We start from the raw sequence: 14,768 nt of genomic DNA on the forward strand, positions 1-14,768 counted from the left end.
CCGTGGACTTCTGGGAGGCCGACGAGCTGGCCGCGCACCGCGCGACGGCGCGCGCCTGGGCCGAGGCGAACATCGAGCCGCACTGGGCCGAGGAGCAGCACCGCACCGGCTGCCACCAGACGATGGAGCTGCACGCGCGGCTCGCCCGCGACGGGATCCTCGCCGCCGGCTGGCCGGCGGAGTACGGCGGGAGCGACGTCGACCCCGCCTTCGCCCAGGCCATCTTCGACGAGTGCGCCGAGCGCGACCTGCACGTGGACGGGTGGACGACGACGTCCATGGTGCTCCACACGATCGCGCACACCGGCACCGAGGCGCAGAAACACGAGTACATCCCCGCCGCGCTGCGCGGCGAGATCCTGATCGCACTCGGGTACAGCGAGCCGGACTCCGGCTCGGACGCCGCGGCGGCCAAGACGACCGCCGTCCGGGACGGTGACACCTGGGTCATCAACGGCCAGAAGATGTTCACGAGCACGGCGCAGGTGTGCAGCCACATCTTCGTCCTCACCCGGACGAACCCCGACGTCCCCAAGCACAAGGGGCTCTCGCTGTTCCTCGTGCCGACGAGCGCCCCCGGGTACGACCTCCAGCCGATCCACACGCTCGGCGGCCAGGTCACCAACGCCACCTTCTTCACCGATGTGCGCGTCCCCGGCTCGGCCCTCATCGGCGAGCCGGACGGCGGCTGGAACGTCATGCGGGTGGCCCTCATCTACGAGCGGGGCGTCTCCAGCCCGTCGCGGATCGAGAAGACCCTGGCCGAGGACCTCGCCTCCTGGGCCCGCGAGGCGCGCCGCCCCGACGGAACCACCGTCCTGGACGACCCCCTGGTCGCCGAGCGGATCGGCCGGATCGCCGTGGACGAGGAGGTCGGCCGGCTGCTCGGCCGCTGGACGAACTGGCAGGCGGCCAAGGGCGGGATCCCCGGCGTCGAGGGGTCCATGCGCAAGCTCTTCTTCACCGAGGCGGAGCAGCGGCACTTCAGCGACGCCCTCGACATCCTGGGCGCCGAGGGGCTGCTGGCACCGGAGGCGCCCGGCGCCCCCGCCGGCGGCGCGTTCGAGCACGGCTTCCGGGCGGCCGTGGTCACCACGGTCTACGGCGGGACGAGCGAGATCCTCCGGGACATCATCGCCCAGCGGCACCTCGGCCTGCCCCGGAACCGCCCCGGCGGCTGACCCGGGCCCCCGCAGGTGGCATGGCGCTCGTCACCGCGCTTCCGCCCGCGCCGGCGGCCGCGCCCAAGCGGCCCTCCGTCGCTGACGTGCGCCGCGGATGGACGGTCCGTGTCTGCGGACGGGCCAGGGCGTGGAACATCCCCCACGCCGGCCGCCGGGTGAACGCCGCCGCCCGCTGCACCGGGGTGCCGAACCTCCCAGCACCGGTCACCGGACGCCGCAGAGCCGCCGCGTGAAGCTGCGCGAGCACGCCGCCGCCCGCTGCACCCGGGCACCGAACCTCCCAGCACCGGTCACCGGACGCCGCGGAGCCGCCGGGCGTAGCGCTCGACCGCGGCCCGGGCGGCGGGCAGGTCGCACGGCGCCCGCCACAGCGACTCGCGGGCCCGCCGGTACAGCTCGGCGAGCGTGGGGTCCCCGGCGACGTCCGCGTCGTGCAGGACGGCCAGCCGGCCGCGTAACTCGGCGCGCTCGTCCAGCAGCTCACCGAACTGTCGTTCGGCCTGCTGGACCTGCTGTAACGCCCGTTCGGCGGCCCGTTCGAGGTCGTGGACGCCGGATTCGAGCGCTGCCCGGTCGGCGGCGCTCTCCCATCGGTCGGTCAGGTCCTCCAGGGCGGACCAGAGCGCGGTCGCACGGTCCGGGACGTCCGGCACCCGGGTGAAGCAGGCGGCGGCGTGCTCGCGGTGCCCGCGCGCCGCGACCTCCACGGTCTCGAACTCGTCCAGCCGGGCGGCGACCCGCCGCAACCGTTCCTCCCCTGGGGGAACGGGCTCGCCGGGCTCGGGCGGGAGGTCCTCGCCGGGCAGGTGGATCCAGGCCACCTCGTCCGGTTCCTCCGCGGTGAGCGGCACCTGCCGGCAGGCCGCCGGGTCGATGCATCCGGCGACCGCGTCGTACCACTCGCGGGAGACCGCCAGGGCGAGGACGGCCCGGCCGGAGGCCCGGAGCGCGGCGCGCAGCGGCCGGGCCTCGACGAGCCGGCAGGCGATGTCCAGCGCGCCGCCCGCCCGGCCGCGGCCGTCGCGGGTCACCTCGCCCGCGTGCAGCGAGACGCGCAGCCGCAGCCCGGCGCGCTCCCGCAGCCTCTCCTGCAACCCGGCGACGAACGGCCCGGTCAGCGCGGCCTTCGGCACCGTGTCGGGCAGCACCCAGATCCCGCCGGCGGCGCGGTTCTCCGGTTCCGGGACGTCCCCCGCCGGGACGTGCGCGGCCGTCAGGGCGGCCCGCACGATCCGGCGGAGCGCCGCCCGGGCCGCACCGGGATCGCCACCGGAATCCTCGATGTCCACGACGACGATCACCTGGTATCGCCATCTGGAAGCCATGATGACTCTTCTCTGTGCCCCCGCACCGAATGGTGGTCGCCCTGCCCGCGGTGGCTGACGCGGCGGCAGGGCAAGACCATGTCCTAGCGCACGGCGAACTCCGGCTTCTGTGGCATATGACACATAGCAGGCAAATAATTCAGATCTTGTCGAAGCGCGGTGCCGGGGCGAGCGGCGCCGCCCCGGCCCGCAGCGTGGTCAGGTCCGGTTCCGCGACATGCCGAGCCAGCCGAGCACCAGACCGGCCACCCCCGCGGCAAGCCCGAGGGCGCCCAGCGTCCGGGCGGCGCCGTCCGACACCGTGGTGCCCGTGGCGGCGGCCCGGGACCCGGCCGGGACACCGGACCTGGTCAGCCGCAGCGACGGGGCGGGATGGTCGGGGTTGCCGACGTCGGGGTCCTTGTCCCACCGCACGACCTGCCCGCCGGAGTAGGTCTGCACCATGGGGAACAGCAGCCGGTCTGCGCCCCTGGGCAGCGGCCCCAGCGAGACGTCGAACTCCTGGTACTGGCCGGGCTTGATCCTGCCGCCGCTCCAGACGATGCGGGAGACGGCCTCGCCACCCTGCCCCTTGACCTGCTCGGCGAGTCGGGCCTTCGTGATCTTGACCGTCCAGCCGGGCACCGCGCGCACCGAGGCCGAGGTGATCGGATGCTTGGCGGGCAGGTCGATCCGCAGCTTGACCGTGTCGGCGTCCTGCCGCTCGTTGGGCACCCGGAAGGAGACCTTCGTGTAGGCGCCCTGCTGGGCCGGGCGCGCGTCGGCGGCGGCCGGACCGCCCGTCCCGAGCGCGGTGAGAGCGGTGACCCCCGCGACGGCGGCGGACCTGCGGACGGCATGGTGAAAACGCATGTGGCACTCATTTCGAAATGTTCTCGGAGCGGGCCGTGCCCGCGACTGACCGGTTTCGCCGGAGGGACGTCCCCCCGGACCCCCGTAGAACCGGGTCGGCCGATCATCACTTCGCTCTGGTCGGCTGACCTGCCTCCCCCTGCGACGGCCCGCACCCCTGAAGGGCGGCCGTGGCGGGCCTCATCCTGCCATCGCACACACCGAAAGCCCGGGGCGCCACTCCGTGACCGTCCACAGCCTGTGGACGGCCGATCACGCTCAGCCGTTCTCCGCCGCCCAGTCACAGATCGCGGCCAGCGGCCGGACTCACCGCCGGGTTCCTGCGCCGGCACCTCTGAAACCCGGCCGGGACTGAAAACATCCGGCGGCAACATGGTGGGAAACCACCCGTTGGCCCTGGCCGACCTGCGGATACGCCTACCTCACACCTGTTCGCTCACCATGAGGAGGGCCGCCCGCACATGCGCCACGGAATCAGCCGGAACCTCATCGAACCACTGCTCATCACGCTGCTCGCCGCCGGCGCCCTCGCCCTCCCCGCCCCGCCGGCCCAGGCCCGGACAGGCGAGGGCGCCGGGGGAGCGGCGGGCTGCTTCAGCCAGTGGGAGACCGCCGACGGCTCCGGCCGCTCACGCGGCGCGCACGGCCCCACCTGGCACGACCACAGGTCGGGCCGCTCCCCGGAGGGCAACTGGTCCCACTCCTCCTGGTGCGGGCACGGCCCCCTGCCGCACTACGTCCTGGCCGTCTCCCCCGCCTTCCTCCCGCCGGCCGGTAACGCCGGAGGGAGACCGTAAACATTCCGTAAGCGAGGTCGGCCAAGCTACAAGCACAAGGAAGACAGCGGATCGGCCCCCACCGCCATCCCAGGAACCTCGCGAAGGAAGCAGCCATGCGCAAGTTCAAGCTCCAGGTCCAGACCACCGTCGACGGCTACATGGCCGGCCCGGACAGCCAGATGGACTGGATGACCTTCCCGTGGACCGACGACGTCGGCGACTACATCAACGAGTTCCAGGCGCCGGTCGACTGCATGGTCCTGGGCCGCAACCTCGCCGAGGGGTTCATCCCGGCCTGGGAGTCCGGCCCGCCCGGAGAAACCCAGGAGACCATCGACTGGATGAACAACACGCCCAAGGTCGTGATCTCCAACTCCCTCACCGAGTCGCCCTGGAAGAACGCCACCGTCGCCGGCGGCGACCTGACCAAAACCATCACCGAGCTCAAGGCGCAGGAGGGCGGCGACATCATCACCTACGGCGGCAGCACGCTCGTCTCCGACCTGATCGCCCGGGACCTGCTCGACGACCTCTACCTGCTCGTCAACCCCACCGCGATCGGCACCGGCCTGCCCGTCTTTCCCGCCGGCGACTACACGCGGTTCCGCATGGTCGACGTCCGCCTCTTCGAGTGCGGCATCACCGCCCTGCACCTCGAACCCAAGCGCGCCTGACCACCACGGCCCGGCGCCCGGCGCGGCCACCTGACGACGGCGAGCAGGTGACCGCGCCGAGCACCCGGAGGCTTTGCCCCTCCGAAGCGCAAAGGCGGCCCCTCATGGAGGCCGCCCCGGCGGCGGCCAGGGCCAGGACGCGGGGGCGCGGATCGCGACGGCCAGTTCGGCGGGCGACACGGCCTCCACGAACCGCCCGCCCGCGAAGGCCCACCACCGGCGGGTATGCACCCGTACCAGACCCACTCCGTACGGAACCGGCACCGTAACTCCCGCTGCGCCACCAGGATCTCCGCCTCGGTCACGTCCAGGTCACCCCACCACCGGTGGCCGTACCGACCACCAGAACCGGCCCGTACTCGTACCGCGACCGCACCGGATGCAACCCGACCCGGCACAGGTACCCCGTCGCCCCCACCGGAGCGACCTCAAGCGCCCGGGCGAGCAGGGCCCGGGCCCGGCTCCGGTCGTCGGTGACACCCACGGCCCCGAGCCCGGCACCGTCCCGGACCTCCCAGGACCACAGACCAGACGGCCCGGGCTTGCTCACGCGCACCATGCGATCGACTCCTCAGGGGGTAGCGATTCAGTTACGGCAAGCGAACTGCTGCCGCGGCCGGGCAGGCAGAGGCACACTGGCGATGAAGCGCCCGATGACTCCGGCGTCGTCGGGTATCCGGTCCTGCGGAACGGTGCACGCGATGACCGAAGAATCCCGCCCTGTATGGGCCCTACGGCTCCAGTCCGAGCGCAGTGCGCGCGGCTGGTCGAAAGCGGAACTGGGCCGCCGCCTGCTCCGGGAGAGCGGAGCGCACCGGACTCTGGAATCCGTCACGGCACAGATCCGGGCATGGGAAGGCGGACGAAACTTCCCGCGCGACTGGGCCGACACCATCGCTCTCGTCCTGGGCATCGACCGGGACACCCTGTTCCCGCCCGCTGAACGGTCACCCCGGCGCTTCCCGGCAGAGAGTGCGGGGATCACCCCTGACGACGAGGAACGTCTCGTCCTGGCCGCGCGGCGGCCGACCCGCATCGACATGGGCGTGGTCGAGTCCCTGGCCGCGATCCTGGCCGCCCAGCGGCGGACCGAAGACGCCATCGGATCGGCCGCGTTACTCGCCCCCGTGCGCGCCCAACTCGACGCCATCGGCCCACTCGTGATCGACGCCCGTGGCCCGATCCGGACGGAGATGATGGCGGTCGCCGCCCAGTGGGCCCAGTTCTCCGGATGGCTGCACGCCGCGACCGGTGACTTCGGCACAGCGCGCGGCTGGTTCGACCGGGCCGCCGAGTGGGCGGCCGAGGTGCCGGGACCGGTAGGCGCGTCACTGGCCGCGTCCGTGCATTCCTACCGCGGGCATCTGGCGTGGCGGTCAGGCGACATCGGCCCGATGATCGGACAGTCCCAGGCCGCCGCCCGGGTCACCGGCGCCCACCCGGCAGAACTCACCTTCGCCGCGATCCAGGAAGCCCGCGGGCACGCCATCGTCGGCGACCAGACCGCGACCGAACGCACCCTCGACCAGGTGGACGTCATGGCCGAGGCGGCGGACGCCCAGCGCGCCGAAGCACCCCCGTGGGCGTACTTCCACGGAAGCGCGTTCTACGCCCTGGGCCGTGGCGCGACCTACCGGTTCCTGGCCGAGCAGTCCCCGGCGTACGCGGCCCGATCGGTCGACCTGCTCACCCACGGCCTCACCGAACTGGGCGAGGCACGCCGATCGGAATGGGCGGCCTGGTTCGTCTACCAGCTCGCAACGGTCCACATGCTGGCCGGAAACCGCACCGAAGCATGCCGGACGGCCATAGACGCCGCCGACGTGGTCAGGGTCACGCGCTCCCCGGAAATGACCGGCAGACTCCACCGCCTGCACTCCCGGCTGGCCGCCCGCTGGCCGACCGACACCCAGGTCACCGAGCTGGGCGAGGCCCTACCTTGAAGGCGCGCGCACCGGCCACGAACACTCCACCGGTCCCGCACACCGACGACGTGCTCCAGGCACTGGAGCTGGCGCGGCGGGCCGCCGCCAGCGATGTGTGCGAGGCGACCTTGCATGCGCTGGAGACCGCGGTGGACGATCTCGCAACGGCCTATCCTCGCGCCCGGCCCGGCGACCTGCTCGAACGGGTTCGCCGGCACCTGTCCTACACCGCCCGGTTGCTCGACGGGCGGAAGACGCTGAGCGAGCACCGCCGGTTGCTTGTGGCCGGCGGATGGCTGTCGCTGCTGGCTTCGACCTGCCACATCGACCTCCGCCAGTTCCCCGCCGCCACCACCCGGTTGCGCACCGCCGAACATCTGGCGCGGGAGGGCGACCACCCCGAAATCCTCGCGTGGTGCCTGGAAACGCAGGCATGGCGGGCCATCACCGGCGGGGACTACCGGCATGCCGTGACCCTGTCCCAGAGCGCCCAGCAGATCGCGCCCAAGGGCGGATCGGCCTACGTGCAGGCATCCGCCCAGGAAGGCCGGGCCTGGGCCCGTCTCGGCGGCGTGGCGGAAACACGGGTCGCGCTGGCAAAGGTGAACCGGCTGGCGGCCGGAATGCCCGCTCCCGACCGGCCCGAGCACCACTACCGGTACGACCCGGCCAAGAGCGACGCCTACACCGCCACCACCCTGGCATGGGTGGGCGACCCCGCCGCCGAACCGTACGCCCGGCAGGTCCTCGCCCGGATGGAGTCAGGGATCATGGGGGCGCCCAGGCCCCGCCGGGCCGCGTCCGCTCGTTTGGACCTCGCGCTGGCCCTGCTCGCCGCCGACAAGCCCGACGAGGCTGCCCGGCACGCGATGACGGCGGTGACGTCCGGCGTCCTCGTCCCCTCGAACCACTGGCGGGCCGAAGAGGTCATCACCGCGATCCAGGCCCGTGACCTGCCCGAAACCGCCGACCTGGTCGAGGCCTACCAGGAGACGTGCGGGGCGGGCGGACTCCCACCCGCCACCGGCTGAACCGAAATCACGGTCTTGGCCCTTGATCGTCGAGAAGCCCACTACCGATATCGGCTCAATGAGCAAAAAATGCGGCTCGGTTGCGTCCGCGGAGGTGGTGTATGAGTTTGACCTGGTCAGGGGGTGTGGTGCCGCCGGCGCAGCGTTCGTGGTGTGGATTCAGATCTCGGCGACGCGTCGCCACCACCAGGGCTGGTCCGGCCGCAGGCGGGGGTCCGGGAGGGTGCGGGCGCGGTAGCGCTCGCCAAGGGGTTCCACGAGGGCGGTCACCGGTGGTCTTGATCTTGGTGGCAGTGCGGTGACGATGCCGTGGAGGATGTCCAGGGCTTCGCGGGGGTCGCAGCACGGGCACATGGGGTCGAGGATGGGCCGGCGGAGGAAACGCTTGAGGGTGTCCAGCGCCTGGGCCATGTCGCCGACCGAGCCGCAGCGTCCTTCTCGTGCGGCGTGCGTGATCTGGCGCAGGACCTTGGCGGGCAAGCCGTTGACGGCGGGTGATCGCTTGGTGTGCTCAACGTTCCGCGTGGCGCGGAGATGACCGGGCGGTCTGCGGCTCATCGGTCCGTTCGAGTGCTCGTCATACCGCCATGCTGGCAGGAAGACGGAACCACGCCAACCGGAAGATCGAATCGCGGGACGTCGGCGGACATGCTCACCAGAAGTCGTCCTGGGGCGGTTGCGGCGTGTACGTGCCGAGCAGTTGGGCCAGGCACCGGGAGAACCCAAGCCCGGGAGCGTCGTCGGGAGTCTCCTGCATCCACGGAATCCGCGTCATGATCCACGGCACCCGCTCCATGACGGCGGACATCTCCTCGGTGACGGTGTCGTCGAACACGGCCGAAAGCTCGCCGGGCACGGGGCCGTCCACCAGGCACAGCCACGCGATCGCCGCCCCCAGGCGAAGCTCGGCGGCCTGCGCCGGATCCGACCACATCGCGCGGACCCACTCGACGGCGAGACGTTCTTCACGGTGCCCCCGGGCCAGTTCGGCAATCGCCAGCACCAGGCTCACGCGCACCTCGGGAACGTCCTCCGCACCGAGCCGCCCGTGCAACGCGGCGGAGATCCGCCGCACCTGCCCAGGGGAGGCGGCAAGGACATGGCAGGCCGTGCGGCGGACTTCGGAGCCGGGGTCATCGAGCAGCGGGAGAAGGAGCTGCGCGTCCGCGGCAATGGCGTCCTGTACGGCTTCGACCGACCAGTTCTGCGGATAAGCCCAGGGATCGAAATACCACTCACCCGCCTGGTAGGCGGTCTGGAGCAGCCCGGTACGCGAACTGTCACCGTCATGAGGGCGTCGCCCCGCTTTGGCGACCAACTGCAGCACCTCCACCCGGCGATACGCCGGCAGGTCGGCGGCGATCCGCACCAGGAAGGGCACGGCCAACGCCACCGCCGAATACACGGAGCCCTGATGGAACATGCGGTTCCACAGAACGCCGAGCGCCCGGTCCGCGGTGCCGACGTCGCCGGACCGGACGTCCGCCAACAACCCGGGAACGTCATCGGCCGCTCCGTGGAAGTGCCCGAACCGGCTCCACGGCACCTCGTCGTACCTCAGCTGGTCCTTGACCTCGTGCGGTATCCGCGCCACCACCGCGCGCACGTCGAACTCCGTCCCCCGGTACCGCTCGGTCCCGCCTTCCTCAGCGAGCTTGAACCCGTAACCCGGCTCTTTCACGTCCACTCCCTTGACCCGATCCAACGAACACGCCTCCGAAGACCCCTGTCGTCCTGGGCCACAGTCAAGGTGCTGCACAGCATGACCGGCCTGCTGCTGGCCGCGTCCACGATCGGAAAGATGGGATACGGCCGTACAGAACCGACCCCCGACCTGCTGGCCGGCTTCGCAACCGTGCTGGGCATCCCGGCCGGCGGCCTGGCCGCCGTGACCGACATCGAAAGGCCCGCCGAGACAGCACGGCCGAACCCGGCGGCGACCAGCGTGGCCGAACGTTGCCGTCACTGTTGCCGTCAGGGCTCGGGACGCACCAGAGCACTATGTTCCCGGCCGGCGGACTGCAAGCATGGTGCCGCCACCAGACCTGGCCAGAAGGGACCCCGATGAGGACCTTGCACTTCGGCCTCCGAGTAGCAGATCTCAAGCGGTCGCTCGCGTTCTACACGGCCGTCGGCTACGAGGTGGTCGGGGAAGTCCCCGAGACGGAGTTCGGGCACCTGACCATGCTCAAACTCCCCGGCAATGAGTTCGTCACCATCGAACTCCTCCACGATCCCGCCCGAGGTGAGGTCGGCCCCGGCCTCAACCACTTCGTCATCAAGGTGGAGTCGATGCACACCACCATCGCCGAACTCGCCGCCCAGGGCATCGAAGCCGAGGCACCTGGCTCACCGGACGGCTCAGCCGACTTCCTGACCTCGTGGATCACCGACCCGGACGGCAACCGGATCGAGCTGGTCCAGTGGCCGCCCGGCCACCCCGACGGCCTCTCCCCGGCCTACTGGTCGAACTGAACCAGCACCACACCCATCCCGGTCTCCCACCTCCCGTCCGCCCATCCGGAGCACCAAGACCGGCACAGGAAACCGAACCTGGACCCTCTCGTGATCGCACGGGACGTCAAGACCGATGACAACCCGGCCAGAATCACCCGGGGCCACGTCCAGCCACCCAGAGATGACGGAACCCAGAACCGCACTCTCACTCGACCCCGGAGAACCAGCAAGGATGCTCTCGTGAATGACGCACCAGGCTTGGTCGCCCAGCTTGTGAAGCTCATCGTCGACCTGACGTGGTTCCTGGACTCGTGCGATGACGAGGAGGTGGATCCGGACTGGGCGGTGAAGTGGCTGGAACACATCGCACACGTCCTGGCCGATCTCCCTCCGGAACAACGAACCGCCGTCGTTACGGAAGTGAGTTCGCTGGCAACCACCAACCGCTCAGAAGCCCCAGCCAAGTGGGTAGCAAGCTTCGCAGAAGCAACCGGCTTGACCGACCCCGAAAACTGATAGCGGCAACACAGCCAGCAACCACGACGGCCCCACCACACCACCCCGCACCACAATCCCTCCAGGAATGATCTGCGCCCAGGGCGCCTCCAGCACGAAGGACCTGCGTGCGCCGTTGCGATCCCTCTAGGGATGATCTGCGACCCGAGGGTAAAATCCCAGGTCAAGGCGGTACCCAGCCGCACCTTGGCACTGATTTTTACAGCAGTCCGACGGTAGTGCATCACCGCAGGTCACAGCGATGCAATCCGAAGCCCCAACCACACAGCCACCACAGCCACCACAGCAAAGCCGCACCCAGCGAGTGCGGGCCGCCAGGCCCGCACACCGGGGGGCCCGGGGGGTCGTCCCCCCGGAAAATGACGAAAGACCAGCAGGGAAGCGGCGCCAGCCGCGACCACACTGGTCCCAGGTCTTGAGTGGGCCTAGGTGGACTTGAACCACCGGCCTCATCCTTATCAGGGATGCGCTCTAACCGACTGAGCTATAGGCCCGGAGTGCGCCGCCGACATCGGGGGCGACGAGACAGGAGACTACCCCATCTCGTCGGGCAACGAGAAATCGTTTATGCCCTGGCCGGCGGCTGTTGTCACTCGGCTTCCTTGAGGGTGACCTCTACTCCGCCGACCAGGTCCGCGGCGAGGTTGTAGATGACCGCGCCGACGGTCGAGAGGGCGGTGATGAGCAGGACGTTGAGGGCTCCGACCAGCACTGTGTAGCCGAAGATGCGGGCGAAGGAGAACCAGCTGCTGGCGTCGATCCCGCCGGCGTCTCCGCCGGTGGATACGTCGTTGCGGGTGAGGTCGTTGATGGTTGTGCTGATCTCGTTGAAGACGCCGAGGCCCGACAGGATGACGTAGAGCACGGTGACTGCGACGAGCAGGACGACGAAGCAGACCAGCGACATCACGAAGCTGAACTTCATCACCGACCAGGGTTCCAGCCGGAAGAGCTGGAGGTGCGCCTTGCGCGCGTTGTCGCGGTTCGCGGCGGCGTCCGGCCCGGGCGCGCCCGGGCCGGGCTGCGGCGCTCCGGCGGGGCCGGGGCCGGGGGCAGGACCGGGGCCTGGGGGGCGGAATGCCGGGCCGGCGGGCTGGGGGCCGCCGGCGGTGGGGCCGGGCGGCGGGCCGGGCTGGGGTGGGGGTTTGCGCAGGGCGGGGGTTTCGGCGCGGCCGGCGGCCATCGAGCCGCCGGGTTCGGCGGCCCGGGCCCACGAGGGGGTCTGGTCGGCGTCGTCCTTGACCGGCCCGATCTTGCCGCCGGCCGGCCGGCCGGGTTCGGGCCTGTCGGCGGCGGGGCCGCCGGGGCGCATCCCGTCGGGGTTGGTCTCCTCGATCTTGCCCGTCCCCGGCACCTGGATCGGCTGTACGGGGGCGGGGCCGTTGGCCTCGGCGGACGCCGGTATGGCGGTCTCGCCGGAGTCCGTGCCCTTACCGGGTTGGGAGGTCACCGGGTCCCCTCCTTGACCGGGTTCCGGTCGGTCGCGGCGTCATTCACTGTCGGTCCCTTCCCCCGTTTCGGAGTCTTCAATGGACTCGACGTTCCGCGCGGTGGCCACAACACTGTCGCCTTCCGCAAGGTTCATGAGCCGCACTCCCATGGTCTGCCGGCCGGACTGCTTGATCTCGGCGGCGCTGGTCCTGATCACACCACCGTTGGATGTCATCGCGAAGACCTCGTCGTCCGGACCGACCATCAAAGCACCCACCAGCCTGCCGCGGGTCTGCACGATCTTAGCGGTGAGGACGCCCTTGCCCCCACGACCCTGCACCGGATATTGGTCGACCGGAGTGCGCTTGGCGTAGCCGCCCTCGGTGGCGACCAGCACGTTGGGGGCCTCGTCGTTCACCACGAGCATGTTGAGGACGTGGTGTCCCTCGTCGAAGCGCATGCCGATCACGCCGCTGGTGGCGCGTCCCATCGGCCGGAGCGAGTCGTCGTGGGCGGGGAACCGGATGGCCTGCGCCCCGGTGCTGACCATCAGCAGGTCGTCCTCGGGCCGGACCAGCCGGGCCGCGATCACCTCGTCGTCCTCGCGCAGGTTGATCGCGATGAGCCCGCTGCTGCGGGGGGAGTCGAAGTCGCCCAGCGCGGTCTTCTTGACCATGCCCTGCCTGGTTGCCAGCACCAGGTAGGGGGCGACGTCGTAGTCGCGCAGGTCGAGGACTTGGGCGATCCGCTCGTCGGGTTGGAAGGCGAGCAGGTTCGCGACGTGCTGGCCGCGGGCGTCCCGTGCGGCTTCGGGCAGTTCGTAGGCCTTCGCCCGGTAGACCCGTCCCTTGTTGGTGAAGAAGAGGATCCAGTGGTGGGTGGTGGTCACGAAGAACTGGTCGACGATGTCGTCCTGCTTGAGCTGGGCGCCGCGCACGCCCTTGCCGCCGCGCCGCTGCGCCCGGTAGAGGTCGGTCTTGGTGCGCTTGGCGTAGCCGCCGCGGGTGATCGTGACGACGACGTCCTCCTCGGCGATCAGGTCCTCCATGGACATGTCGCCGTCGAAGGGGATGATCTCGGTGCGCCGCTCGTCGCCGAACTTCTCCACGATCGCGGTCAGTTCCTCGCCGACGATCGTCCGCTGCCGCTCCGGCGAGGCCAGGATGTCGTTGTAGTCCGAGATCTCCGCCATGAGCTTGTCGTACTCGGCGGTGATCTGCTGCCGCTCCAGGGCGGCGAGCTTGCGGAGCTGCATGTCGAGGATGGCCTGCGCCTGGATCTCGTCGATCTCCAGCAGCGACATCAGGCCCTGCTGCGCCTCGGACGCCGACGGCGACCGCCGGATCAGCGCGATGACCTCGTCGATCCGGTCGAGCGCCTTGAGCAGCGCGCGCAGGATGTGCGCCCGCTCCTCGGCCTTGCGCAGCAGGAACCGGGTACGCCGGATGATGACGTCGATCTGGTGCGCCACCCAGTTGCGGACGAACTGGTCGAGCCGCAGCGTCCGCGGCACGCCCTCGACCAGCGCGAGCATGTTCGCGCCGAACGTCTCCTGGAGCTGGGTGTGCTTGTAGAGGTTGTTGAGGACGACCTTGGCGACGGCGTCCCGCTTGAGCACGATGACCAGCCGCTGGCCGGTCCGGCCGGAGGTCTCGTCGCGGACGTCGGCGATGCCTTCGAGCTTGCCGTCCTTGACCAGCTCGGCGATCTTGAGCGCCAGGTTGTCGGGGTTCACCTGGTACGGCAGTTCGGTGACCACCAGGCAGGTGCGGCCCTGGATCTCCTCGACCTCGACGACGGCCCGCATGGTGATCGAGCCGCGGCCGGTGCGGTACGCGGCCTCGATGCCCTTGCGGCCGACGATCAGGCCGGAGGTGGGGAAGTCGGGGCCCTTGATCCGCTCGATCAGCGCGTCGAGCAGTTCCTCGTCGGTGGCCTGGTAGTTCTCCAGGTACCAGGCGACGCCCGCGGCGACCTCGCGCAGGTTGTGCGGCGGGATGTTGGTGGCCATGCCGACCGCGATGCCGGCCGAGCCGTTCACCAGCAGGTTGGGGAACCGCGACGGCAGGACGTCCGGCTCCTGCGAGCGCCCATCGTAGTTGGGCGAGAAGTCGACGGTGTCCTTCTCGATGTCGCGCACCAGCTCCATGGCCAGCGGCGCCATCCGGCACTCGGTGTACCGCATCGCGGCGGCGGGGTCGTTGCCGCGCGAGCCGAAGTTGCCGTTCCCGTCGACCAGGGGGTACCGCATCGACCAGTGCTGGGCCAGCCGGACCACGGTGTCGTAGATCGACGAGTCGCCGTGTGGGTGGTAGTTACCCATGACGTCGCCGACGACGCGGGCGCACTTGAAGTACCCGCGGTCGGGGCGGTAGCCGCCGTCGAACATGGCGTACAGCACCCGCCGGTGCACGGGCTTGAGGCCGTCGCGCACATCGGGGAGCGCTCGCGCCACGATGACCGACATCGCGTAGTCGAGATAGCTGCGCTGCATCTCGACCTGGATGTCGACGGGCTCGATGCGCTCGCCGGGGCCCCCGCCCTCAATGGTCACGTCCGTCACCTGAAAGACCTCTTCTGCGTGTTGGCGTCGT

At 70.6% G+C, this 14,768-nt stretch carries 16 protein-coding genes and 1 tRNA gene; 8 read left to right on the forward strand and 9 right to left on the reverse strand.

Translation table 11 applies throughout. The annotated features are described in order from the left end of the window. Positions 1-2 precede the first annotated feature (2 nt). Positions 3-1,181 carry an acyl-CoA dehydrogenase family protein gene (locus DPM19_RS13105; protein WP_111866838.1) on the forward strand — a complete coding sequence of 393 codons (1,179 nt, stop codon included), beginning with the start codon at positions 3-5 and terminating at the stop codon, positions 1,179-1,181. Positions 1,182-1,474: 293 nt separating this feature from the next. Here the strand turns inward: DPM19_RS13105 and DPM19_RS13110 are convergent, their stop codons facing one another. Further along, positions 1,475-2,509: a hypothetical protein gene (locus tag DPM19_RS13110; RefSeq protein WP_146778846.1), complete on the reverse strand. Its 1,035-nt coding sequence runs from the start codon at positions 2,507-2,509 to the stop codon at positions 1,475-1,477. 198 nt (positions 2,510-2,707) lie between these two features. Then, positions 2,708-3,361, reverse strand: coding sequence for a YcnI family copper-binding membrane protein (locus DPM19_RS13115; protein WP_111866844.1), 654 nt, complete (start codon positions 3,359-3,361; stop codon positions 2,708-2,710). 461 nt (positions 3,362-3,822) lie between these two features. On the opposite strand from DPM19_RS13115, the gene DPM19_RS13120 reads away from it, so the two are divergent. Together DPM19_RS13120 and DPM19_RS13125 are read left to right on the forward strand one after the other, a co-directional pair. Continuing rightward, a complete protein-coding gene (locus tag DPM19_RS13120; RefSeq protein ID WP_111866847.1) occupies positions 3,823-4,158 on the forward strand; it encodes a hypothetical protein in 336 nt (111 codons plus the stop codon). 95 nt (positions 4,159-4,253) lie between these two features. Then, the gene (locus tag DPM19_RS13125) at positions 4,254-4,814 is read left to right on the forward strand and encodes a dihydrofolate reductase family protein (RefSeq protein ID WP_111866849.1); all 561 of its coding nucleotides are present in this window, start codon (positions 4,254-4,256) and stop codon (positions 4,812-4,814) included. A gap of 102 nt (positions 4,815-4,916) precedes the next feature. On the opposite strand, the gene DPM19_RS35220 is transcribed toward DPM19_RS13125, so the two are convergent. Both DPM19_RS35220 and DPM19_RS13130 read right to left on the reverse strand, forming a co-directional pair. Then, the gene (locus DPM19_RS35220; protein ID WP_158566775.1) at positions 4,917-5,078 is read right to left on the reverse strand and encodes a hypothetical protein; all 162 of its coding nucleotides are present in this window, start codon (positions 5,076-5,078) and stop codon (positions 4,917-4,919) included. A 37-nt stretch (positions 5,079-5,115) separates the two neighbouring features. Beyond that, complete coding sequence (locus tag DPM19_RS13130) at positions 5,116-5,373, reverse strand: hypothetical protein (protein WP_111866852.1); 258 nt, start codon at positions 5,371-5,373, stop codon at positions 5,116-5,118. A gap of 142 nt (positions 5,374-5,515) precedes the next feature. Between DPM19_RS13130 and DPM19_RS13135 the strand changes: the two genes are divergently transcribed. Next, positions 5,516-6,757: a helix-turn-helix transcriptional regulator gene (locus DPM19_RS13135; RefSeq protein WP_111866855.1), complete on the forward strand. Its 1,242-nt coding sequence runs from the start codon at positions 5,516-5,518 to the stop codon at positions 6,755-6,757. After that, complete coding sequence (locus DPM19_RS13140; RefSeq protein ID WP_111866857.1) at positions 6,754-7,770, forward strand: transcriptional regulator; 1,017 nt, start codon at positions 6,754-6,756, stop codon at positions 7,768-7,770. Before DPM19_RS13135 ends, DPM19_RS13140 begins: the two co-directional genes overlap by 4 nt. Positions 7,771-7,929: 159 nt before the next feature. Here DPM19_RS13140 and DPM19_RS13145 read toward each other — a convergent pair whose 3' ends face one another. Both DPM19_RS13145 and DPM19_RS35695 read right to left on the reverse strand, forming a co-directional pair. Further along, positions 7,930-8,250 carry a hypothetical protein gene (locus tag DPM19_RS13145; protein ID WP_146778847.1) on the reverse strand — a complete coding sequence of 107 codons (321 nt, stop codon included), beginning with the start codon at positions 8,248-8,250 and terminating at the stop codon, positions 7,930-7,932. A 172-nt stretch (positions 8,251-8,422) separates the two neighbouring features. Continuing rightward, positions 8,423-9,376, reverse strand: coding sequence for a HEAT repeat domain-containing protein (locus tag DPM19_RS35695; RefSeq protein WP_199485062.1), 954 nt, complete (start codon positions 9,374-9,376; stop codon positions 8,423-8,425). A gap of 156 nt (positions 9,377-9,532) precedes the next feature. On the opposite strand from DPM19_RS35695, the gene DPM19_RS34825 reads away from it, so the two are divergent. The 3 genes from DPM19_RS34825 to DPM19_RS13160 all read left to right on the forward strand — a co-directional run bounded on the left by DPM19_RS34825 (position 9,533) and on the right by DPM19_RS13160 (position 10,743). Next, positions 9,533-9,838 carry a hypothetical protein gene (locus DPM19_RS34825; protein ID WP_146778848.1) on the forward strand — a complete coding sequence of 102 codons (306 nt, stop codon included), beginning with the start codon at positions 9,533-9,535 and terminating at the stop codon, positions 9,836-9,838. Continuing rightward, entirely contained in the window at positions 9,835-10,245 is a 411-nt protein-coding gene (locus DPM19_RS13155; RefSeq protein ID WP_111866862.1) for a VOC family protein, read from the forward strand. Before DPM19_RS34825 ends, DPM19_RS13155 begins: the two co-directional genes overlap by 4 nt. A gap of 222 nt (positions 10,246-10,467) precedes the next feature. Continuing rightward, positions 10,468-10,743, forward strand: coding sequence for a hypothetical protein (locus tag DPM19_RS13160; protein ID WP_146778849.1), 276 nt, complete (start codon positions 10,468-10,470; stop codon positions 10,741-10,743). Positions 10,744-11,163: 420 nt separating this feature from the next. Here DPM19_RS13160 and DPM19_RS13165 read toward each other — a convergent pair. From DPM19_RS13165 to gyrA, 3 genes are all read right to left on the reverse strand, one after another. Then, a tRNA-Ile gene (locus tag DPM19_RS13165) sits at positions 11,164-11,237 on the reverse strand. Between the two features lie 95 nt (positions 11,238-11,332). Continuing rightward, positions 11,333-12,193 (reverse strand): DUF3566 domain-containing protein, encoded by an 861-nt coding sequence (locus DPM19_RS36255; RefSeq protein ID WP_233510116.1) that lies wholly within the window; start codon positions 12,191-12,193, stop codon positions 11,333-11,335. A 39-nt stretch (positions 12,194-12,232) separates the two neighbouring features. Then, positions 12,233-14,737 carry a DNA gyrase subunit A gene (gene gyrA, locus DPM19_RS13180; RefSeq protein WP_111866873.1) on the reverse strand — a complete coding sequence of 835 codons (2,505 nt, stop codon included), beginning with the start codon at positions 14,735-14,737 and terminating at the stop codon, positions 12,233-12,235. Positions 14,738-14,768: the final 31 nt, after the last annotated feature.

It is taken from the genome of Actinomadura craniellae (assembly GCF_003289645.1).
Taxonomy (GTDB): Bacteria; Actinomycetota; Actinomycetes; order Streptosporangiales; family Streptosporangiaceae; genus Actinomadura_D; species Actinomadura_D craniellae.

Bases quoted from the DNA above. Each gene is read 5' to 3' on its own strand.
- DPM19_RS13115 (WP_111866844.1), bottom strand. From the start codon at position 3,361: ATGCGTTTTCACCATGCCGTCCGCAGGTCCGCCGCCGTCGCGGGGGTC.
- DPM19_RS34825 (WP_146778848.1), top strand. From the start codon at position 9,533: ATGACCGGCCTGCTGCTGGCCGCGTCCACGATCGGAAAGATGGGATAC.
- DPM19_RS13125 (WP_111866849.1), top strand. From the start codon at position 4,254: ATGCGCAAGTTCAAGCTCCAGGTCCAGACCACCGTCGACGGCTACATG.
- DPM19_RS13110 (WP_146778846.1), bottom strand. From the start codon at position 2,509: ATGGCTTCCAGATGGCGATACCAGGTGATCGTCGTCGTGGACATCGAG.
- DPM19_RS13135 (WP_111866855.1), top strand. From the start codon at position 5,516: ATGACCGAAGAATCCCGCCCTGTATGGGCCCTACGGCTCCAGTCCGAG.
- DPM19_RS13130 (WP_111866852.1), bottom strand. From the start codon at position 5,373: ATGGTGCGCGTGAGCAAGCCCGGGCCGTCTGGTCTGTGGTCCTGGGAG.
- DPM19_RS13155 (WP_111866862.1), top strand. From the start codon at position 9,835: ATGAGGACCTTGCACTTCGGCCTCCGAGTAGCAGATCTCAAGCGGTCG.
- DPM19_RS13120 (WP_111866847.1), top strand. From the start codon at position 3,823: ATGCGCCACGGAATCAGCCGGAACCTCATCGAACCACTGCTCATCACG.